At 59.6% G+C, this 19,997-nt stretch carries 24 protein-coding genes; 15 read left to right on the forward strand and 9 right to left on the reverse strand.

Annotation, left to right across the window (positions count from 1 at the left end; translation table 11 throughout):
• Positions 1–163: 163 nt before the first annotated feature.
• The 6 genes from egtB to LGH74_RS13595 all read left to right on the forward strand — a co-directional run bounded on the left by egtB (position 164) and on the right by LGH74_RS13595 (position 6,145).
• Positions 164–1,468, forward strand: a complete 1,305-nt coding sequence (egtB, locus tag LGH74_RS13570) for an ergothioneine biosynthesis protein EgtB (protein ID WP_226176513.1) — start codon at positions 164–166, stop codon at positions 1,466–1,468.
• 50 nt (positions 1,469–1,518) lie between these two features.
• On the forward strand, positions 1,519–2,499 hold the full coding sequence (gene egtD / locus LGH74_RS13575; protein ID WP_226176514.1) for an L-histidine N(alpha)-methyltransferase: 981 nt from the start codon (positions 1,519–1,521) through the stop codon (positions 2,497–2,499).
• Positions 2,500–2,512: 13 nt separating this feature from the next.
• Positions 2,513–3,619, forward strand: coding sequence for a pyridoxal phosphate-dependent aminotransferase (locus tag LGH74_RS13580; RefSeq protein WP_226176515.1), 1,107 nt, complete (start codon positions 2,513–2,515; stop codon positions 3,617–3,619).
• 74 nt (positions 3,620–3,693) lie between these two features.
• Entirely contained in the window at positions 3,694–5,064 is a 1,371-nt protein-coding gene (locus LGH74_RS13585; protein ID WP_226176516.1) for an MATE family efflux transporter, read from the forward strand.
• A 114-nt stretch (positions 5,065–5,178) separates the two neighbouring features.
• Positions 5,179–5,751 carry a DUF922 domain-containing protein gene (locus tag LGH74_RS13590; RefSeq protein ID WP_226176517.1) on the forward strand — a complete coding sequence of 191 codons (573 nt, stop codon included), beginning with the start codon at positions 5,179–5,181 and terminating at the stop codon, positions 5,749–5,751.
• Positions 5,752–5,797: 46 nt separating this feature from the next.
• The gene (locus tag LGH74_RS13595; protein WP_226176518.1) at positions 5,798–6,145 is read left to right on the forward strand and encodes a tRNA-binding protein; all 348 of its coding nucleotides are present in this window, start codon (positions 5,798–5,800) and stop codon (positions 6,143–6,145) included.
• A 12-nt stretch (positions 6,146–6,157) separates the two neighbouring features.
• Here the strand turns inward: LGH74_RS13595 and LGH74_RS13600 are convergent, their stop codons facing one another.
• On the reverse strand, positions 6,158–6,523 hold the full coding sequence (locus tag LGH74_RS13600) for a DUF4296 domain-containing protein (RefSeq protein ID WP_226176520.1): 366 nt from the start codon (positions 6,521–6,523) through the stop codon (positions 6,158–6,160).
• 91 nt (positions 6,524–6,614) lie between these two features.
• On the opposite strand from LGH74_RS13600, the gene LGH74_RS13605 reads away from it, so the two are divergent.
• The 5 genes from LGH74_RS13605 (at position 6,615) to LGH74_RS13625 (ending at position 10,874) form a co-directional block, all read left to right on the forward strand.
• A complete protein-coding gene (locus tag LGH74_RS13605; protein ID WP_226176522.1) occupies positions 6,615–7,463 on the forward strand; it encodes a DUF58 domain-containing protein in 849 nt (282 codons plus the stop codon).
• 1 nt (position 7,464) lies between these two features.
• The gene (locus tag LGH74_RS13610) at positions 7,465–8,394 is read left to right on the forward strand and encodes a hypothetical protein (RefSeq protein WP_226176523.1); all 930 of its coding nucleotides are present in this window, start codon (positions 7,465–7,467) and stop codon (positions 8,392–8,394) included.
• Between the two features lie 31 nt (positions 8,395–8,425).
• A complete protein-coding gene (locus LGH74_RS13615) occupies positions 8,426–9,475 on the forward strand; it encodes a vWA domain-containing protein (protein ID WP_226176524.1) in 1,050 nt (349 codons plus the stop codon).
• 160 nt (positions 9,476–9,635) lie between these two features.
• Entirely contained in the window at positions 9,636–10,322 is a 687-nt protein-coding gene (locus tag LGH74_RS13620; RefSeq protein WP_226176525.1) for a YggS family pyridoxal phosphate-dependent enzyme, read from the forward strand.
• 174 nt (positions 10,323–10,496) lie between these two features.
• Positions 10,497–10,874 carry a DUF423 domain-containing protein gene (locus tag LGH74_RS13625; protein ID WP_226176526.1) on the forward strand — a complete coding sequence of 126 codons (378 nt, stop codon included), beginning with the start codon at positions 10,497–10,499 and terminating at the stop codon, positions 10,872–10,874.
• Positions 10,875–11,241: 367 nt separating this feature from the next.
• Here LGH74_RS13625 and LGH74_RS13630 read toward each other — a convergent pair whose 3' ends face one another.
• From LGH74_RS13630 to LGH74_RS13655, 6 genes are all read right to left on the reverse strand, one after another.
• Positions 11,242–11,787: a DUF1573 domain-containing protein gene (locus LGH74_RS13630; protein WP_226176527.1), complete on the reverse strand. Its 546-nt coding sequence runs from the start codon at positions 11,785–11,787 to the stop codon at positions 11,242–11,244.
• Positions 11,788–11,958: 171 nt separating this feature from the next.
• Positions 11,959–12,621 carry a DUF4136 domain-containing protein gene (locus tag LGH74_RS13635; protein WP_226176528.1) on the reverse strand — a complete coding sequence of 221 codons (663 nt, stop codon included), beginning with the start codon at positions 12,619–12,621 and terminating at the stop codon, positions 11,959–11,961.
• 97 nt (positions 12,622–12,718) lie between these two features.
• The gene (locus LGH74_RS13640; RefSeq protein ID WP_226176529.1) at positions 12,719–14,152 is read right to left on the reverse strand and encodes an ATP-dependent DNA helicase; all 1,434 of its coding nucleotides are present in this window, start codon (positions 14,150–14,152) and stop codon (positions 12,719–12,721) included.
• Between the two features lie 35 nt (positions 14,153–14,187).
• Entirely contained in the window at positions 14,188–14,589 is a 402-nt protein-coding gene (locus LGH74_RS13645) for a hypothetical protein (RefSeq protein ID WP_226176530.1), read from the reverse strand.
• Positions 14,590–14,751: 162 nt separating this feature from the next.
• Entirely contained in the window at positions 14,752–15,051 is a 300-nt protein-coding gene (locus tag LGH74_RS13650) for a hypothetical protein (RefSeq protein ID WP_226176531.1), read from the reverse strand.
• A 187-nt stretch (positions 15,052–15,238) separates the two neighbouring features.
• Positions 15,239–15,715 carry a PaaI family thioesterase gene (locus LGH74_RS13655; RefSeq protein WP_226176532.1) on the reverse strand — a complete coding sequence of 159 codons (477 nt, stop codon included), beginning with the start codon at positions 15,713–15,715 and terminating at the stop codon, positions 15,239–15,241.
• A gap of 91 nt (positions 15,716–15,806) precedes the next feature.
• Between LGH74_RS13655 and LGH74_RS13660 the strand changes: the two genes are divergently transcribed.
• From LGH74_RS13660 to coaD, 4 genes are all read left to right on the forward strand, one after another.
• On the forward strand, positions 15,807–16,394 hold the full coding sequence (locus tag LGH74_RS13660; protein WP_226176534.1) for a DUF4126 domain-containing protein: 588 nt from the start codon (positions 15,807–15,809) through the stop codon (positions 16,392–16,394).
• A gap of 21 nt (positions 16,395–16,415) precedes the next feature.
• Positions 16,416–16,931 (forward strand): NUDIX domain-containing protein, encoded by a 516-nt coding sequence (locus LGH74_RS13665; RefSeq protein ID WP_226176535.1) that lies wholly within the window; start codon positions 16,416–16,418, stop codon positions 16,929–16,931.
• Between the two features lie 89 nt (positions 16,932–17,020).
• A complete protein-coding gene (locus LGH74_RS13670; RefSeq protein ID WP_226176536.1) occupies positions 17,021–17,920 on the forward strand; it encodes a DUF3822 family protein in 900 nt (299 codons plus the stop codon).
• Positions 17,921–18,137: 217 nt separating this feature from the next.
• On the forward strand, positions 18,138–18,617 hold the full coding sequence (gene coaD, locus LGH74_RS13675; RefSeq protein ID WP_226176537.1) for a pantetheine-phosphate adenylyltransferase: 480 nt from the start codon (positions 18,138–18,140) through the stop codon (positions 18,615–18,617).
• Positions 18,618–18,737: 120 nt separating this feature from the next.
• Here coaD and LGH74_RS13680 read toward each other — a convergent pair whose 3' ends face one another.
• Positions 18,738–19,220 carry a hypothetical protein gene (locus LGH74_RS13680; protein ID WP_226176538.1) on the reverse strand — a complete coding sequence of 161 codons (483 nt, stop codon included), beginning with the start codon at positions 19,218–19,220 and terminating at the stop codon, positions 18,738–18,740.
• 20 nt (positions 19,221–19,240) lie between these two features.
• Positions 19,241–19,945, reverse strand: coding sequence for an NUDIX hydrolase (locus tag LGH74_RS13685; RefSeq protein WP_226176539.1), 705 nt, complete (start codon positions 19,943–19,945; stop codon positions 19,241–19,243).
• Between the last annotated feature and the right edge of the window lie 52 nt (positions 19,946–19,997).

A 19,997-nucleotide genomic window follows, 5' to 3' on the forward strand; every position in this document is an offset into this window, starting at 1 on the left:
TTAAATTACTGCCGCGCGATAAGTACCCATTCGCCTCTGATGTGCCCCTGTTCATGTCGTTTTTCAGGTCTTCAACCGTATAAATCCCGAACCATAAAAAGCCGCCGCAAACCCGTTCCTGCTTTTCCGGTTACCTTTCTACGCCCTTCCTCTCTCTCCTGATATGACTTCTGCCTCTCTCCTTACGGCCACGCCCCTTGCCGCGGCCACCGATGTGCTGCTGACCCGCTACCAGGCCGTGCGCCACCAGACCGAAGCCCTCTGTCGCCCACTGCTGCCCGAAGACACTGTGGTGCAGCCCGTCATCGACGTGAGCCCGCCCAAGTGGCACCTGGCCCATACCACGTGGTTTTTCGAGACGTTTCTGCTGGCCCAGTTTCAGCCCGGCTACCAGGTTTTCCATCCCGACTACGCCTTTCTGTTCAACTCTTATTACAACTCGCTGGGCAGCCGCGTAAACCGCGCCGACCGGGGCACTCTGTCGCGCCCGGCCTTGGATGACGTGTATGCCTACCGCGCCCACGTAGATGAACGGATGCGGGAGCTGCTACTGAGCCAAGCAGCACAAGCCGAGGACTTTGCGAGCCTGCTGGAGCTAGGTTTGCAGCACGAGCAGCAGCACCAGGAGCTGCTCGTGACGGACATCAAGTACATTCTTAGCACCAGCCCATTGGCCCCGGCCTATTTGCCGGCTTCGTCCGACTCGCAGGAAGTTTCCCGGCCGCTGCCGGCTGCGGCCTGGCTGCCGGTGGCGGGCGGTATTCACCGTATCGGCTACGAGGGCGCAGGCTTCTGCTTCGATAACGAGCAGGCCCCGCACGAAACGTACGTAGCTGATTTCGAGCTGCAAAACCGCCTGGTAACCAACGCCGACTACCTGCGCTTTATCGAGGCCGGGGGCTACGCCGACTTCCGCTACTGGCTGGGTGAAGGCTGGGAGCTGGTGCAACAGCAGCAATGGGCCGCACCGCTCTACTGGGTGCAAAAGCCCGCGGGCTGGTTCCGCTTCACCCACCACGGTCTGCTGCCGCTCGACTTGGCGGCCCCGGTCACGCACGTCAGCTTTTACGAGGCCGATGCCTACGCTCACTGGGCTGGGGCGCGGCTGCCTACCGAGCAGGAATGGGAAATTGCGGCCCGGCAGTTTCGGCCTGAGGCAGCCGCCGGCACTTTCCTGGAAAGCCGGAGTTTCGATCCGCAGCCCCTGCCCGCCGATGCCGACCCCACGCAGTGCCACCAGCTGCTCGGCGACGTTTGGGAATGGACGTACTCGGCCTACCACCCCTACCCCGGCTACGAGCGAGCGGCCGGCGCGCTGGGCGAATACAATGGCAAGTTTATGCTCAACCAGCTGGTGCTGCGCGGCGGCTCCTGTGCCACGCCCGAAAGCCACATCCGCCTGACGTACCGCAACTTCTTCCACGCCGATAAGCGCTGGCAGTTCACCGGTATCCGGCTAGCTCGTTAGCCCGGTTTCCCTTCGAATTCCTCTCTCCTCTTACCCACCGTTTCCTCTCCATGTCTGCTCCTACTCTCACTCCGGCGGTTTCCTCCGACCTGGCCCGGCACGTTGCCCAGGGCCTGAGCCGCTCGCCTAAAACCTTGTCGTCGATGTACTTCTACGACGACGAAGGCAGCCGGCTTTTCCAGCAGATTATGGCTCTGCCCGAGTATTACCCGACCCGCACCGAGTTTGATCTGCTCGAGGCGCACCAGGTTGCCATTGGGGCCGCCCTACGCCCGAGCACACCCGACGAGCCGTTTTTTTTGCTGGAGCTGGGCGCCGGCGACGGGCTAAAAACCAAGATATTGCTGCGTCACCTGCTCGAAACTGGAGCCAATTTCACCTATGTGCCGGTTGATATTTCGGGTGCCGCGCTGGAGGGGCTAGTGGCCAGCCTGAGCCAGGAGTTGCCCACGCTGCAAGTCGAGCCCCAGGTAACGGACTACGCCACGGCCCTCACGCTGATGGCCTCCCGGCCCGGTCGCAAAGCCGTGCTGTTTCTGGGCTCCAACATCGGCAACTTCCTGCCCGCTGACCGGCGCGACTTCCTCAGTAAGCTGGCCCACCCCCTCACGGCCAACGACCGGCTCCTCATCGGCTTTGACCTACAGAAGGACCCGCGCCAGATTCGGGCCGCCTACGACGACACGCAGGGCGTAACGGCGGCTTTCAACCTGAACCTGCTGACCCGCCTGAACCGGGAGCTAGGCGCCGACTTTGAGCTGGATTACTGGCAGCACTACACCGATTATGACCCGCTCAGTGGGGCCGTGCGCTCTTTTCTGGTGAGCACCCGGCAGCAGCAGGTGCGGGTGGAAGCGTTGCAGCAAAGCTTTGATTTCAACGCCTGGGAGGTTATTCACACCGAAAACTCCTACAAATTTACCCGCACCCTCATTGGGCAGCTGGCTGCCGAAGCCGGCTTGGCCGTGCAGCATTTCTTCACCGATACCCACGACTATTTTGCCGACGTCGTGCTGGCTCCTCAGTCGTAGCATTGCAGCACGGATGATGTCTTCCTTTCCCGATCTTATCAGTTTGGCCTCGGGGTACGGTCATTTTTTGCCGCCCCCGGTAGCCCTCCAACGAGCCACTGAAGCTTTGCAGGCCGGCGCGTTGCCCCTAAGCTCCATCGAGGGGCTGCCGGGCTTGCGCGCCGCCATTGCCGGGCGTTATCAGCAACGCGGCGGCACAGTGCAGCCAGAACAGGTAGTAGTGACGGCCGGGGCCAAACCGGCCCTGTTTGCTTTGTTCAAAGCCCTGCTGCGGCCCGGCGACGAAGTGCTGCTACCGACACCCAACTGGTTTGGTTTTGCGGGCTTGGTGGAAAAAGCCGGCGGCACGCTCCGCACCCTGCCCCTGGATCCAGCCACCGATTATGCATTGGAACCGGCCGCGCTGCAGGCCGCCCTCACGCCCCGTACCCGCATTCTGCTGCTGAGCAACCCCAACAACCCGACCGGCCGCATCTACACCCGGGCCGAGCTGGCCGCTGTGCTGCAAATCACCCGGCAGTGGCCCAACCTGCTGGTGCTTTCCGATGAAATCTACGACGGTATCAGTTTCGACCCCGAACCGGTAACTTCCCTGTTGGAATTTGCAGACCCGCTCAATCAGCACCTAGTAGTCAGTGGGTATTCTAAGTCGCTGGCCCTTATTGGCTGGAGCGTGGGCTACCTAGTGGCTCCGGCCGCCGTAGCCCGGCAGTGTGCGGCCTGGCAGTTTGCCACTACAGCGGCCGTAGCGGCTCTGTCGCAGGTGGCGGCCCAGGCGGCTACTGAAAACGCGGCAGCTGTTAGCCAGGAGCTGTGCACCGGGCTGGCCGCCAACCGGGAGCTGATGGGTACCGCGCTGGCGGCCCTGCCCGGGGTGAGCAGCGCTATGCCGGCCGGCACCTACTACGCCTTCCCCGACTTCCGAAAGCACCTAAACTCGGCGCTGGAGCCGGCAGCGGCTTCGGCCGAGCTGGTAGCACGGCTGCGGGCGGGCGGCGTGGAGGTAGTGGATGGCAGCAGTTGCAGAGCCCCGGGCTTTTTCCGGCTTTCCTACGCCGTACCCGAGCCGCTGCTGCGCGAGGCGCTGCGCCGCGTGGCGGCCGTGCTGGCCGGGTTGTAGGTCGCCATTTTCCGGTTTGTTGGCCGGCGGCCGGGGTGGGTGTCGTACCTTTGCGCCTCGTTTTCCCCTGCCCTATGCCACTTGCCTCGATTCGCCCGCACATCAAACCCACCTTACTACTGGCCTACCCGGTGGTATTGAGCCAACTGGGCCACATTATGGTGAGCGTGTGCGACAGTGTGATGGTGGGCCAGACCGGCAAAATACCGCTGGCGGCCGTGTCGTTGGGTGTCAGCGTCAACACGGTGGTCATGATTTTCGGTATGGGCATCTCCTTTGCCATTACGCCGCTGGTAGCCGCCGCCGACGGCAAGCGCGACGTGCCGGCCCTGGGCCGCCTGCTCACCGGCGGGGTGTGGCTCAGTGCCGTAGCCGGACTCTTGCTGGCCGGGGTGGGTTTTCTGGTGGCTCCGTTTCTGAAGTACCTCGACCAGCCCGCCGAGGTAGTAGCCCTGGCCGCGCCCTGGGTGCGGGTGCTGTTCGTGTCGCTGCTGCCACTCATGATTTTTCAGGGCTTCAAGCAGTTTGCCGAAGGACTGGGCCTCACCCGCCAAGCCATGACGCTGTCGATCTTGGCCAACGTGGTAAACGCGCTGCTGTGCTACCTACTGATTTTCGGTCACTTCGGGGCCCCCAAGCTGGGTATGATGGGCGCCGCCTGGGCCACGCTCGTCGCCCGTATTCTGATGGCCGGGTTCATGGCTACCTACGTGCTGCGGGCCCAGCGGCTGGCTCCCTACCGCGCCGCGGCCACCCACTGGCTCCGGCCCGATGGCGCTACTATTCGCCGTTTGCTGGGTTTGGGGGCGCCTATCGGGGTGCAGATGATGTTCGAAATGGGCGCGTTCAGCTTCTCGGCCATTATGATTGGGTGGCTGGGTGCTACTTCGCTGGCCGCCCACCAAATTGCCATCAATGTGGCCTCCGTTACCTACATGGCGGCTAGCGGCATCGGCGCGGCGGCTACCATCCGGGTTGGTAATTTTCGGGGACACGGCGACGCCTACGGAGCCCGGCAGGCGGGCTTTACGGCCTACCTTATCACCTTCCTGTTTATGAGCACCATGGCGCTGCTGCTCATCGTGGGCCGTGGCCTGATTCCACACTTCTACAACCACGACCCACAGGTAGTAGCCCAGGCCTCCCTACTGCTGCTCATTGCCGCCCTGTTCCAGATTTCGGACGGCCTGCAGGTGGTGGGGCTGGGGGCGTTGCGCGGGTTGGAAGACGTTAAAATTCCTTCTATCGTGTCGTTGCTGGCCTATTGGGCCATTGCGCTGCCCTTCGGCTACTGGCTCGGCTTCCACCGGGGCCTGGGCGCTACCGGCGTCTGGATTGGCCTACTTACTGGTCTTTCGTTGGTGGCGGGTATGTTGCTCTGGCGCTTCCGCCAGCACAGTGCGGCCTTGGCTGCTCCGGTTCCGGCCTCGTTGGCCAGCCGCTAGTTAGCAGCGGCGGTTCAGGTATTTTCAGCTAATTCGGAATTGAAAAGTGGCGGAAACAGTTTGTTTTCTGCGGCCTATCTTGCTGGCCTAAAATTGAATTTTACCGCCTTTTTCATGCTTTTCCTTTCTTACATCCTGTCCCTGCTGCTTTTGCTGCCGACTTCCTCCACCCTACCCGAAACGCGGGCGGCGGATACGAAGCCTCCGGGTGAGAAAATCCCGTGGTCGGCTACGCGCCGCCTGACTTGGGCCGACTTTAAAAGCAAGCCCCAGCCCATTGAGCAGATGGCCGCCCTGACGGCCGCCACCATTGATGCTCAGATCGGCTGCAAGGACTACGTGTTTGAAGCCGACGTGAAGGCCGTATTCATTCCCAGCGAGTCGTGGGTGCGCGACCCGGCCAAGGCCTCCCCGGCCCTGCTGCGCCACGAGCAGCTCCATTTCGACCTCACCGAGCTACACGCCCGCATGATGCGCCAGAAGCTCAGCATTCTTAAGTTCGATTGTGAGCATCTGCAGCCGGCGTTTCAAAACTTATCTAACGCTACTTTTTCGGCCTGGAAGCGCGAAACGGCCCGCTACGACCAGGAAACCAACCACAGCCTGAACGCGGCCAAGCAGCTCTACTGGGAAACGCAGGTGCAGCAGCGCCTAGCCTTGTTGGAGAAGTTTGCGTCCAAGCCATAAGCAACAGTGCGGACGAAGAGACGCTGTTCTGTGCTAAGTTGCGGCTATGAACCCTGCACCTCCTATTTCCTGGGCCGACTTTGAGCGCGTCGATATGCGCGTGGGTACTATTCTCGAAGCCCGCGAGTTTCCCCAGGCCCGTAAGCCTGCCTACCAACTGCTAATTGATTTGGGGCCCGAAATTGGCCAAAAACGCTCCAGCGCCCAGATTACCCACCATTATTCTCCGGCCAGCCTCGTGGGGCGGCAGGTGCTGTGCGTGGTCAACTTTCCGGTGAAGCAAATTGGGCCGTTTCGCTCGGAGGTGCTGGTAACCGGGGCCCCTGACGCCGCGGGCCACATCGTACTCACGACTCTGGCCGGCCCCGTGCCCAACGGCAGCCGGCTGGCCTAAGTCAGTCAGTAGCTATGGCGCCGGCGGACTTTGCAGCTTAATCTTGCGCATAGCAAGGCTGTCGAGCACGATGCCGTACATTTCGTCGAGGTCTTTGTCGTGCACGGCATAGTAGCGGTAGCTCTGCCAGAAGGCCGAGTCGGTTACCTCGTAACGCCAGAACATAGCTTTCTGGAGCTGATTGAACAATGCCTGCGCCGAGTCGGCCCGGAGCTGCGCCCCTTCCACGCGGCTTTCGTTCAGGTGCACCTCTACCAGCATCTGAATCATTTTCTCCTTGGGCAGCAACGATGGCGGCGGCACAGCCTCTTCGGGCCGCTGGCAGGCGGCCAGCAACACGCTCAGAATCAAGGCCAGGCAGATAGGTAGCTTTTTCACGCTCGCAAAGTTAGGAGGAACCCGTAGTTTAGCTGAAATGAATTCACCGGCCGCCACTCCTTTCCAACAACTTGTCCGGAAGCTCCGGCAGATGGAAATTCGCATTCTGAAGGCGGCCGACGCCCAGTTGCAGGGCGATTTTCATTCCGTTTTTAAAGGCACCGGCCTCGAATTTGACGATGTGCGCCTCTACCAGTACGGCGACGAGGTGCGGGCCATCGACTGGGCCGTATCCAGCAAGGGCCACGGCACTTTCGTGAAAACCTACAAGGAAGAACGGGAACAGTCGGTTTTATTGCTGCTCGACGTGAGTGCCTCCCAACAAGTTGGGGCCGAAGGCCGCCGCAAATTGGATGTGGGTCGTGAAATATGCGGTATTCTGGCTTTGGCTGCCGCCCGTCAGGATGCCCAGCTCGGCATTTTGGCTTTTTCCAGCCAAAAGGAAATGTACCTGGCCCCCGGCAAAGGCATCCGGCATGCCTACACGCTCATCAAGCGGCTGTTTGAGTTGGAGCCTCGCTCCCGCCAAACGGCCGTCGGCACCGGTATTAAGCAGGCCCTGGGGCTGCTCAAGCGCCGCAGTATTATCCTGCTCATCTCCGATTTCATCGACACCAACTACGAGCGGGAGCTGACGATGCTGGCCCGTAAGCACGATTTGATTGTGCTGCAGCTGCTCGACAAGCGGGAACAGGAATTTCCACCCCTGGGCATCGTGCCGCTGCTCGACCAGGAAACCGGCCGCACGGTGTGGGTCAATACCTCGGCTGAGGCATTTCGGAAGCGGTACCGGGCCACCTACGAGCAAAACCGGGAGCAGATCGGCCAGATCTGCCGCCGCCACCGCACCGAATACCTGTCCATTGCCACCGATACCGATTTTGTGCCGCAGCTGGTGCGGCTATTCCGGCGGCGTAATCAGCGGGGCGGCCGGGCGTAGGATGCGGCAGGCCACTACACTTTTTTCCGGGCTCCTGCTGGCGCTGCTCGGGGCCGGCGCGGCCGCAGCCGCTACTGCCGAACCCACGCAGGAGCCACAGGGTCACTTTCTGCGGCCTACCACGCTCGTGGGCAAAATAGTAGACTACGAGCTGAGCTATACCCACGCACCCGATCGGGAGGTTATCTTCCCCGACTCCACGGCTGAGTTTAAGCCCTTCGAGTACGTGGGCAAAACCTTCTACCCCACCCGCACCCGCGGCGGCCAGAGCCTCGACCGTTCCGTGTACCACCTGCGCACGTTTGCCCTCGATTCGGTACAAAGCTTGAGCTTGCCCGTGACGCTGCTGCAGGGCAACGACACGCTGACGGTACGCAGTACCACGGCCACAGTGCGGCTGCAGCGCACGGCCGCAGCTACGGCTACGGGTGCAGAAGCACCGGTACTGCGCCAGAATACCACGCCGCTGCCGGTGCCTACGCAGTTCAACTACCCCTATTGGTTGGCGGGTGCGGGGCTGCTGGGGCTGCTATTGGTCAGCTTGTTTCTGGGCTTCCGGCGACATTTGCGCAAGCGCTACCAGCGCTACCGCCTGCGCAAAAACCACGTGTATTTTCTGGCTCAATACGCCCGCCACATCGAGCGTTTTACGCTCTCCCGCTCCCTTACCAACATGGAGCGCGCTATTACTCTCTGGAAAAACTACCTTACCGGCCTCGAAGACAACACTATCAGCAGCCTGACCACCAGGGAAATAGTAGCGCACTATGAAAACGACCACGACGTAAAAACGGCGCTGCACATCACCGACCGGGTCATCTACGGCAACCAGTTCAGCGAGGAAGAAGCCGAAACCGATATGGCCTTCGAATTGCTGCGCAACTTCGCCGAGCGCCGCTACGACTTGGTAGCGGCCAGCTTACGGGCGTAACTTGCCCATTCGCTTCTCCTAATTTTCCCGCATGAATCAGCTCTGGCAACGCTTCCTGGCCCCTGTTCTAGACGGGCTGCGCTATGCCACGCTCACGAGCTACACCTGGCAGCAGCCGCGCCTGCTGCTGCTCATCTTCCTGATTCCGCTCCTGTTCGTCGTGCGCTGGCTGCTGGTGCACCGCCGCCGGCCCCGCCTGGGTGTGGCTTTCGTGGCTGGCCAGCTGCGCCACGACTACAGCGCCATGCTGCGCTTCCTGCCCGACGTTGTGCTGGGACTGAGTCTGGCTTTCGGCATCGTGGCCCTGGCCCGCCCCCAGCGCACCGACGAGCGGGTGGTGCAAACCGGCCAGGGCATCGACATTCTGCTGCTCGTGGATGTGTCGTCGTCGATGGAGCTACAGGACTTGCAGCCCAACCGCCTGGAGGCCGCCAAGCGCGTGGCCCGGGAGTTTATCGACGGCCGCACTGGCGACCGGATCGGCCTGGTCGTCTTTGCCGGAGATGCTTACTCGCTGGCCCCGCTCACGACCGACTACGAGTTGCTGCGCGAAAACCTGCAGAGCCTCAAGCTGGGCATGATTGCCAACGACGGCACGGCCATCGGTACGGCCCTGGGCGTGGCCACCAACCGCCTGCGTGACTCGCGCAGCCGCACCAAGGTCTGCATCCTAATTTCGGATGGCGAGAATACCGCTGGCAGCCTCGACCCGCTCACGGCCGCCCAACTGGCTCACGCGTTTGGCGTCAAGATTTACACCATTGGGCTGGGCAAAGATGGCTTCGTGCCCTACGGCAAAGACGAAACCGGCCGCCCGCGCTTCGTAGAAACCCAGCTCGACGAAACCACCATGCGCCAGCTCGCCCAGGCCGGCGACGGGCAGTTTTTCCGGGCCACCGACAACGGCGTCCTGCGCGGCGTATTCCGCCGCATCGACCAGTACGAAAAGTCCGAAATAAAGCAGACCCGGTACCGCAACACCAAAGACTATTACCGCATTTACCTGTTCTGGTGCGTAGGCCTGTGGCTATTGTGGCTGGGCCTGAAAAACACTTTCCTCACCAACTCTCTGGAAGACTGATTTTTAATGTGGTGAATGTGAGAAATGTGCTGAGGTGCTAATTAATGTCAGAAGGTGGCGGTTCAGCGCTGCATATTTCCATCTTAACACATTACGGCATTGACTCACATTCGCACATTAAAAATCGTTAGCACATTCCCCACATTAGCATATTACAAGAATGTCTGTTGCCGATAACCTCCGCTACTTTGAAAACCAGCTGCAGGGCACCCGCGCCCGGCTGGTAGCCGTTACCAAAACCCACCCGGTAGAGCGGCTGCAGGAAGCTTACGATGCCGGAGCCCGCCTGTTTGGCGAAAACAAGGTGCAGGAAATGGTAGCCAAGCAGCCTGAGCTGCCCGCTGATATTGAGTGGCACCTTATCGGGCATCTGCAAACCAACAAGGTGAAATACATAGCCCCGTTTGTGCACACCATTCAGAGCGTCGACAGCCTGAAGCTGCTGCAGGAAATCGAGAAACAGGCCGCTAAGCATACTCGTGTCATCGAATGCCTGCTGCAGTTTCACGTCGCCGAAGAAGAAACCAAATCCGGCCTGTCCCTGGCCGAGGCCGAGGAAATGCTGCAGTCGGACGCCTACCAGGCCATGCGCCACGTGCGGGTGACGGGCGTAATGGGCATTGCCACCAACACCACCGACGAAGCCCAGTTGCGCCGGGAATTTGCCGAACTGCGCGGCTATTTCGAGCTGCTGCAAACCCGCTATTTTGCCCAGCAGCCGGCTTTCCGGGAAATATCGATGGGTATGAGCTCCGACTACCAGCTGGCCCTGGCCGAAGGCAGCACGTTGATTCGCGTCGGCAGCGCTATTTTTGGGGCCCGCAATTATGGGACGGTGGAGAGCTGAATTGTTGACATAAGACCGTCATGTCGAGCAGCGGGAAACATCTTGCGTGCTGACGTTGCCACAGTAATTTGATTACCACTGCATGCAAGATTCCTCCGCAAGTTCGGAATGACGTTCTGTCTACTCAAACTTCCCTGAAAACACAATCAACCTTCAACAATCACCAATTATCTGATGACTGCTCGACTTATTATTCAACTCGCAGCGCTGCTCGGCGGCCTGGGCGTGGGCATCGGGGCTTTCGGAGCGCACGGGCTGCGCAAGATGCTGGAAGCCTCCGGCCGCTTCGACACCTTCGAAACCGCCGTGCGCTACCAGTTCTACCACGCGCTGGCGCTGCTGGCTGTAGGTATACTGCTGGCCCTCCGCCCCGATCTGAAAGGTTTGGGTACCACGGCTTGGCTGTGGCTGGGCGGCGTTATCATCTTTAGCGGCTCGCTCTACACACTTTGCTTCACTGGCATCACCAAGCTCGGAGCCGTAGCGCCGCTGGGCGGCCTGCTGCTCATTGCCGGCTGGATCAGCTTGTTGCTGGCCGCCCGGCAGGTGTGAGGTTAATGTGCGAATGTGGTTGAATGTGCTGATGTGCTAATCGTCTGTCCTTGCGAGGCGTAAGCCATTCCGCGCCTCAAGCGGCGGCAATCCGTCCTCTGCGCAGGTAGTCACGCACTTTTATCAGAAAGCCCTTTCCTGTAACAACAGGAAAGGGCTTTTCGCGTGTACCGCGAAGTTCCACTTCGCGGTACACGGCTCCGGCATTAAAGCTTGTCAGGGAAAGATGCCCGGCACATTTCAGCGGACGGGTTGACGCCGCTTGATGCGCGGAATGCCCGCGTCCTCGCAATGACACGCATCCAGTCACAAAAAAAGGGCGTTTCGCAGCTGCGAAACGCCCTTTTTTTACATCTCTAAGTGATGCTTACGACGACTTGCGCTTGGCTTTGATCTTGTTGTCGCCAATCTTGGATTTTTGCTTGGCGTCCTTCTCGTCCATCACGCCGTTGGTCTTCGACTCCACGGTCATCGTGGGCGAGGCGTTGGCCGCGGCGGCGTCTCTTACCTCACCCACCAACGATACCATGGCGTTGCCGCCAGCCGAGTTAGACTCCACGGTCAGCACTTTATTCTGCACGCCCATTTTGCCGGCGCTGTTGAACTTGGCCGAGATAGTGCCGGTTTTGCCAGGCATAATCGGGTCCTTGGTCCACTCGGGGGTGGTGCAGCCGCAGCTTACACCGATGTTGGAAATAATCAGTGGCTGGGTGCCAACGTTTTTGAACTTGAAAGTATGGTCTACCACGTCGCCCTGCTTGATGGGGCCGAACTCATACTTCACTTCTTCAAACTGAATCTGCGGGCCAGCTACTTTCTCCTGCGCGTTGGCCGGCTTTACAGCTGCCGACTGCGCCTGAGCGGCCAGGCCCGCCATGGAAAGCGACAAAGCCAGAATGAGTGCTTTTTTCATGGGGTAATTGTGTTAGTAAGTTGAGGTCAACAAATTTAAGAGTTTCGGGGTGTGAGCCAACTATCCTGCCAACTTTCACGCCCCGCCTGTTCCGGTTTCAACCCACAACCTGCTACTTCTGTATGAGGTTCCGATGAAGTGGCAAAAGACTAGCTGCCGGCCAGCCGGCCATTAGCTCTTAAACTCCTTGGAATAAGGAAATTGACGCGAAGCTTTGCGCATAATGGTCGTCACGATGGTATTCGTGTCGCTGCCGAAGCCGCGCGACAACGACTTGTCGTATTTCCAGAGCAGCTCGCCGGTGGCGCCGTCGTTGATGTTGATCATCAGCTTGCCCGTGTTAGTGGGGCCGCTCATGCCTACGAGCATCGTCATGGCTACAGCGGCGCCGCCCGACATGGGCTGGGTGCTGGTGAAGGTGCCGGAAATGATGCCATCCACCCCCAAGAACTTGGCCAGCTGCTCGGGCGTGAAGGTAGCTACGGTAGCGGGCGTAACGCCGTTCTGGGCCAGAATAGCGTTGGTGCGGGCGGGGTCCTGCACTTCCACGGTCATGTCATTCTCGGCTTTACGCTTCAGGAAATACGAGTGCAGAGCGCTTTGCACGTCGAGGCCTTCGCGCTGCTCCATCTTGGCCACACCCTCGGGGCCGCCGTTTTTGGTTACCTCGTTCGGCCGCAGCTGCAACGTCACCACGAAAGGCATTACAGCCAGGGTTTTGTGGCCTTTAGCCAGCGTACTGAATTTGGGGCTCGTGTAGATTTCGCGGGTTTGGGCCGAAGCACCAGTGACCGTCAGCAGCACACACAGGGCGGCCAGGAGTAAGCTTTTCATAACAGGAAAAAGATGGGGTTTGTTAAATGAATTTGTTGGCAAGCTACAGAATGCCAGCCGCCTCCACAATCCCCAATGTATGTGATTTACCCACTACTTAATAGTCCTTTTCCACGGGCGCATCGCCCACCAGCTTCTGGTTGAAGTTGAGCAAAAACAGACGGTCGGAGGCGCGGGTGACGGCTGTGTAGAGCCAGCGCGCAAACTCGCTGTTCACCATCTCATCCTTTAGAAAGCCGTGGTCGACGAACACGGCCTGCCACTGCCCGCCCTGGGCTTTGTGACAAGTGAGGGCGTAGGCAAATTTCACCTGCAACGCATTGAGGTAGGGGTCTTTGCGCAGGGCCGCACTCTTGTCCTTCTTGGTGGTGAGGTGGGCGTAATCCTCGGAAATAATCTTGTAGAGCTCATTGCTACGGTCGGCGGGCAGAGCCGGGCTTTCGGTGTGCAGCGTGTCGAGCATCAGCTTCACTTCCTGCTCCTCCTCGTCGGGGTAGTCCACGAACCGCACGCGGGCATCGGCAAAGCGGAAGCCGAACTCATCCTGCCGCCGCACAATCTTAGTGACCTGCACGAAGTCGCCGTTGGCCAGAAAGCCCATTTCCGAATCTTTGGGCAGCCAGAAATAGTTGTTGCGCACCACCATCAGGTAGTCGCCGGCCTCAATTTCCTCCTCGGCATCAAACAAGGTGCGCCGAATCATCTGGTTGTAGAGGTTGGCGTTTTTGTTGGAGCGGCAGATGATGGTCGTGTTTTCGTGCCCGAAATTCTTGTAGGCCCAGCGCAAGCCGTCTTCGAGCTTATCACCACCCACGCGGAAAATATCGGGGTAGCCTTTGGTAAAAAACTGGATGTGGGGCGCTTCCTGGCGCAATTCCTCGCGCAAAGCCGTGGCGTTCATCAAGATGCCCGACTCCTCGGCCTGGCGCATTACCTGGCGCAGCTCCACGCCATCCACCTTGGCCTTAAAGCGGTGGGCGAGCAGCTCGGGGTCGAGGGCGGGCGACAGGAGCTGGCCCACCGGCGGCAGCTGGGCCGTGTCGCCGATGACGAGCAGCTTGTTGCTGGGCTTTTCAAACACGTAACCCATCAGGTCGTCGAGCAGGCCATTTTCGCCGAACGACTTCTCGTCGGAAATCATCGAGGCCTCGTCCACGATGTAGAGCGTGTCGGTGGTGCGGTTGGGCTGGCGCTGAAATGAGAGGCTTTGGGAGGGCGTGCCGGAGGTCTGGCGGTAGATTTTCTTATGAATGGTGCTGGCCGCTACGCCCGAATAGGCGCTCATCACCTTGGCGGCGCGGCCGGTGGGGGCCATCAGGGTGTATTTACGCTGCATGCGGTGCAGCCACTGCACCAGGGCACTGACCACGGTGGTTTTGCCCGTACCGGCGTAGCCGCGCAGCACGAACACCTTGCGGCCCGGCAAATCATCTTTCAGGAACTCATCGAGCTTACGAAACAGCGTGGCCTGATCCTGGGTGGGTTCGAAGGCAAAATAGTCGCGGACAGACGGGGTACGAACAGAAAGCATAGAGGGAAAAAAGGTAAGCGCGCCACGAGGGCCGTTTAATCGAGCCGGGCCGGATTGACCTCACTCAGTATCTGGTGCAAGAACACCATTTCGGACTTAGAAAGTCCCGCCCGGCGCGCACTATCCAGTGCCGTGGCCCGAAAACTTTTCAGGGCCTGCTCCCGATTATCGGTAGCAAACAAATCGGCACTCAGGCCCCAAATCAGCTGGTGCCGAAGCAACGATGCGGGGTGTTGGTGCAGGTACCTGACCAGCAGGGTAAACTGCTGCTCCCAGATGTGGGCCGCCGCCGCATCTACCGCCTCCGTCACGTATCCGTCGCTGATGCAGGCCACCGAATCCAGTTTTTGCAGCGCCGCCAGCGACTTGTGCTGCGTAGCGGCCAGCTGCAGACTGTCGATGTAATCCAGAATTTTATCGTTGGCCGGTACTAGCACTGGTTCGGGCGCCGCAGCAACAGGTTCGGGCGGGGTTTGAAGTGGCTTTTCCTGGCCGCAGCTCACCAGGGAAAGGGCAAAGAGAAAGGACGCTGCTTTCGCAGCTATAACCGCACTTTTAGGTAAAAAGAGTCGGGGGTTATCCTGAAGCATAAACTGGAATTAGTGCAGGCCATGAACCTGAACCAGCTGTTGCATTTTTGCTAAAATCTCGGCCATTGGCCGTTGGAAGCGAAGCCACTCAAGCCAATAGCCATCATTGCACATATACAGCAAAGATGCCTCGATTTGATGTACGAGAGTTTCATCTACCGCATTTACTGCATCAAATATTTGCACTAACGGTAAAGCACCAGATTGATGAGGCTGAATGAAAGCAACCACGGCACCGGTTAAGGAAAAATTCCAATGCCTAGCAATACTATCTGCCTGATCTGAAGAACAAGCTGGTATAATATTCACCCCAAAGGTGTGTCTATTAAGTCGAATTAAGGACAGTTACCCTAATTCACGGGCTAATGAGTCATGCTCAGCATAGTAAGATAGCAGCACAATAGAATTGCCTGTACAAGCCCACTGCACCATATCCGCAACGAATGCAGACCACGCTGCGGAGCCTTCCTCTTCTCCAACAGCACCTATTCTGATACTATTTCCGCTCAGCTGCTCTATTAGCATCTGTCATTGCTTGCTGCGGCTCTACTACGGCCATGGTAGCCGAGGCCTTGGCTATCAGCACATCGTCGCACCACACCTCGGCTTCGCAGAAATGCAGGCGGCGGCCGGGTTTCAGCACCCAGCCCACGGCCCGCAGTGTGTGGCCGATGCCGGGGCGCAGATACGTCGTTTTCAGCTCGGCCGTGACCACGCCGGTGCCGTCGGGTACGAGCGTAACGGCGGCAAAGCCGGCGGCTAAGTCGGCCATAGTGGCTACCAGGCCGCCGTGGGCAAACCCCAGGTTCTGGTGGTGCTGCTGCTCTAGCTGCAGCTCGGCTACCACCCGGCCGGGCTCAATGGTAGTCAGGTCGGCGCCGATGAGGTGCATAAAATGCTGGCGCTCCAGCTTGCGGCGGATACGGACTTCAAGAGTTTCGACGTTTACTTCCGGATTCAGGGTACTGCTCATGGCGCAAAGGTACGCAGGGCGCAGACGGTAGCCGCAATCCGCCAGCTTGCGTATCTTCCCGCCGCGGCCTTTCACAAACCGGCTTCCGCTTATGACAACACTGGAATATTTGGTAGCCGGGGGCCTGGGACTGGCCCTGGCTGCGTGCAGCGGCTTTCGGGTATTTGTACCGCTGCTGGCCGCTAATCTGGCTTACCTCACCGGCTTTATGGCGCCCTCGCCAGGCTTCGCGTGGCTGGGTACCTGGGCCGCTTTCGGGGTGCTGGCTACCGCTACTGTGGCCGAAATGCTGGCTTACTACGTGCCCGTCATCGACAACGTGCTGGACACGATTACGACGCCTGCCTCCTTTATTGCTGGCACCCTGCTGATGACCTCCGCCCTGCCCGACCTCGACCCGGTGGTGCGCTGGGGGCTGGGCGTACTGGTGGGCGGCGGCACGGCCGGCATGGTGCAGAGCGGTACGGCGCTGCTGCGGGCCGGCTCCACGGCCACCACGGCCGGCTTCGGCAACCCGATTCTGGCCACGCTGGAAAACTTTCTGGCCATTGTCGGTTCTCTGCTGGGGTTATTTCTGCCGCTTATCATGGCCGGCTTGGTAATCGTGCTGCTGCTGTATCTGGCGGGCCGGTTCCGGCGGCTGATTTTCCGCCGCCCCACGCCTCCTGCCAATTCCTAACTCCTGTTGCGCAACTCACATATGTCAACGTCAAGCTCGACACCCGATACGCTTTCCGATTCGCTTCTGCAGGCCTACACCGGCCAGGTGCGGGTGCGGGTCTGCGGCCTGCTGATTCATCAGGGTGCCATGCTGCTCGCCGCGCACCGGGGCATGGTAACCGGGGGCGCGCCGTTCTGGTCGCCGCCCGGGGGCGGGTGGCAGTTCGGCGAAACAATTCAGGAATGTCTGCGCCGCGAGTTTCGGGAAGAAACCGGTTTGGAAGTAACAGTGGGCCGCTTCCTGCACCTGCACGAGTTCAAAACCGACTCGTTACAGGCGCTGGAGCTGTTTTTCGAGGTAAAGCTGGTGGATGAGCACGCCACACCCACCCTGGGCTCCGACCCCGAGCACGCGCCCGAGGCCCAGTTGCTCACGGAGCTGGCGTTTCTCACGCCCCGGCAGTTGGGCGAGCTGCTGCCGACCCAGCTTCACCCGATTCTGCGCCACGTCATCAGCCCCGACGACGTGTTTATTCCCTACGTGCTGTTTCAGTAAGCTTACTACCACGCTCCGAAAGGCACTAGCCGGTTCGGAGGCCTTTCGTACCTTTAACGGCCCTATTGCCGCTTTTTGCTCGTCCTGCCGTGTCTTCCACCCCTTTGCCTGCCGCCACCTTGCCTTTGCCCGCCCCGCCCGTTGCTTTGCAGTCGCTGCGCGACGAAACGCTGGAATCAGCGGCGCCGGCCGCCTGCAACCTCTACCTCACGGCCGGGGCCAATGGCCTGCGCCTGGGCGTGGCCGACATTCGCCGCAATAAGTTTGTGGCCCTGGAAGACTACCCGGTAAACCCCGAAGCCTCCTGGGCTGAGCAGTTTCAGGCCCTGGCCGCTGAGCACGATTTGCTGGGCCAGACCAACTGGAATCAGGTGCGGCTGGCCGTCCAGAACCGCCACTTCACGCTACTGCCGGCCCCGCTGTTTCGCCCCGGCGACGAAGCTGCCTACCTGCGCCTGCACCACACCGTGGATGCGGACCAAGAGTCCGTGGGGCGCTACATGCATTCCAGCATGGAGCTGGTCAGCGTCTTTGCTGCCGAACGGGCCCTGGTACGCTGGTTTCAGGCTACGTATCCTACCGGCCGGGTTCTGCACCAGACCAGTGCGCTACTCGAAGGCATCATTCACCAGAGCGAAGTAGCCGCCCCGCGCCGACTTTACCTGAGTTTGGGCCACCAGGAAGTCACCATCGTGGCCGTGCGCGACAAGCGCCTGGAATTCTGCAACGTCTTCAGTTTCGCCACGCCCGAGGATCTGATTTACTACACCATCCTGGTAATGCAGGAGTTGCAGCTCAACCCTGACCAGGACGCCGTTGTGGTGTGGGGCGACCTAATGCACGACTCCGAGCTGTTTACCATTCTGCGCAAGTACATCCGCAACATCCGCTTCGGCAACCGTCCCTTTGACCTGGCCTATAGCTACCGGCTGAATGACGTGTTCGAGTACCGCTACTTCGAGCTCTACAGCCTGCACCTGTGCGAGTAGCCTAGCCCTCCTTGTGTTACTGCGAGGCGCAGCCGGTGGCAATCCGCCCTCTATGCAGTATGACCTGATTTTTACCAAAAAGCCCTTTCCCGTACAACGAGAAAGGGCTTTCCACTTAAGGGGCTTAGTACATTTCAGAAGACGGATTGCCTCAGCGGCTCGCAATGACAGCAGTTTTTACCACCTTCGCAGCACCAAAACTCAACTTCCGCGACGCATGAAGCGCATTGCTCTTTTCCCCGGCTCCTTTGACCCGTTTACCAATGGCCACCTCGACGTGGTACGGCGCGGGGCAGTGCTCTTCGACGAAATCATTATTGCCATCGGCAACAACAGCAGCAAGAGCCGCTACCTGCCCGTAGAGCAGATGGTGGGCATGATTGAGGACGTGTTCCGGGACGAGCCGCGCGTATCGGTGCAAACCTACAAAGGCCTCACCGCCGACTTTGCCCGCACCGTCGGGGCCAATTTTCTGCTGCGCGGCCTGCGGAACACCACCGATTTCGAGTACGAAAACACCATTGCTCAGGCCAACCGCCACATGAATCCGGACCTGGAAACCGTGTTTCTGATTACCTCACCGGCTCTGGCCGCCATTAGCAGCACTATCATCCGCGAAATTCACCGCTTCGGCGGCAACGTCGACGACTTTGTGCCTTTTGCGCTGCCCGCCTACGAGGCCCCAGCCGGCAGCTAGCAACAAACGCGTCATTCCGAGCTTGCCGGGGAATCTCGCGTGCAACAGTACACAGATTACCCTGGCAACATCAGTACGCGAGATGTCTCGCGCTGCTCGGCATGATTGTCTTTATTGCAGTTAGCGGCGCGACACCATGCGCACGCCCGATATGGCTTGCGTGTTTTTAGGGTCGGGCACGGGCAGCACGATGTACTCCGGGGCCGTCATTACCAAGTTGCCGCGGCGCATCAGCTCATCTTCATCCGAACCGATGAGTACCATGTCCAGCACCTTGCGCGACTTGGCGTTGAAGGTGACGACGATAGTGGAGCCGCTTTTCTCGAACGTGTTGATCCAGTCGGCTCCTTTCGTGCTCTTCATCTGCTCGGCCGTGGGTTCCAGGCCGATGGGCTCGTCTTTGCTTTCGAGCGGTGTGCCCAACGCCCGGCGCACCTGGTCGATATTTTTACCCACTAACGAGGGCAAATCGAGCTGACTAGGGTTGGCGGCCGTGCCCTGTTCGGTTTTGGGGGCACTGTTTTCGGAAGCATTCTGGCTGCCGGTGCACGCGGCAACTCCGCTCAGCAACAATACGAAAGGCAAGTAGCGGAACGGGCGCATAAGCAAAAGTTCGGGTTAGATTATTTTTCCTTGGCTGATTCTTTCGTCGGCTCCGTGCCGGACGTCTCACCCAGATAGTGGCGCACGACCAGCGCAATGGAGGCGTAAGCTTCGTCGAGCACAGCCAGGGCCTCCTGGGGCATCATCCAGCGTACTTCCTCGATGTACTCTTCGGCCTGCGGCTTCATCAGTGAGTCGTCGGTACAGCTCATGATGTACCAATTCGTTTTTTTCAGAATTTTGTTGCCGTTGTAGGCGTAGGAATGCCAGGTGCTGGGCAGTGCTTCGCCCATTTCCACCTTGATGTTGCACTCCTCTTCCACCTCGCGCAGGGCGCCCAGGCCGGGGTCTTCCTCTTTTTTGAGTTTGCCCTTGGGCAAATCCCACTTGCCGAGGCGGTAAATCATCAGCACCATGCCATCCTTCACCACGAGGCCGCCGGCGGCCTTCACGATGCGGAACTGGTCTTTGAGGTGCAGAATGAGTCGCTTCTTCTTGCGGGCCAGCAGCGTCAGGGACTTCAGCTTCTTGAGCTTCTTGACCTCCATAAGCCGCAAAATCCGGTCGATGAAGGGGTCCGTGACGTCGCGCACCAGCACGTCGCCGATCAGATCCTTGGAGCTGAACTCATCCTCCGCGTTCAGAATCAGGTCGTAGCGGTGCTTGTATATCTTCTCGCTGTTCTTTTTAATGATCAGCGGAATATCGTTGATGAAGACGTTCATCGCAGGGTAATCAGAGGGGCAGAAATGAGGAAGTAGCTCCGGGGTCGGTTGC

This window comes from Hymenobacter lucidus (genome assembly GCF_020447265.1).
Classification (GTDB): Bacteria; Bacteroidota; Bacteroidia; order Cytophagales; family Hymenobacteraceae; genus Hymenobacter; species Hymenobacter lucidus.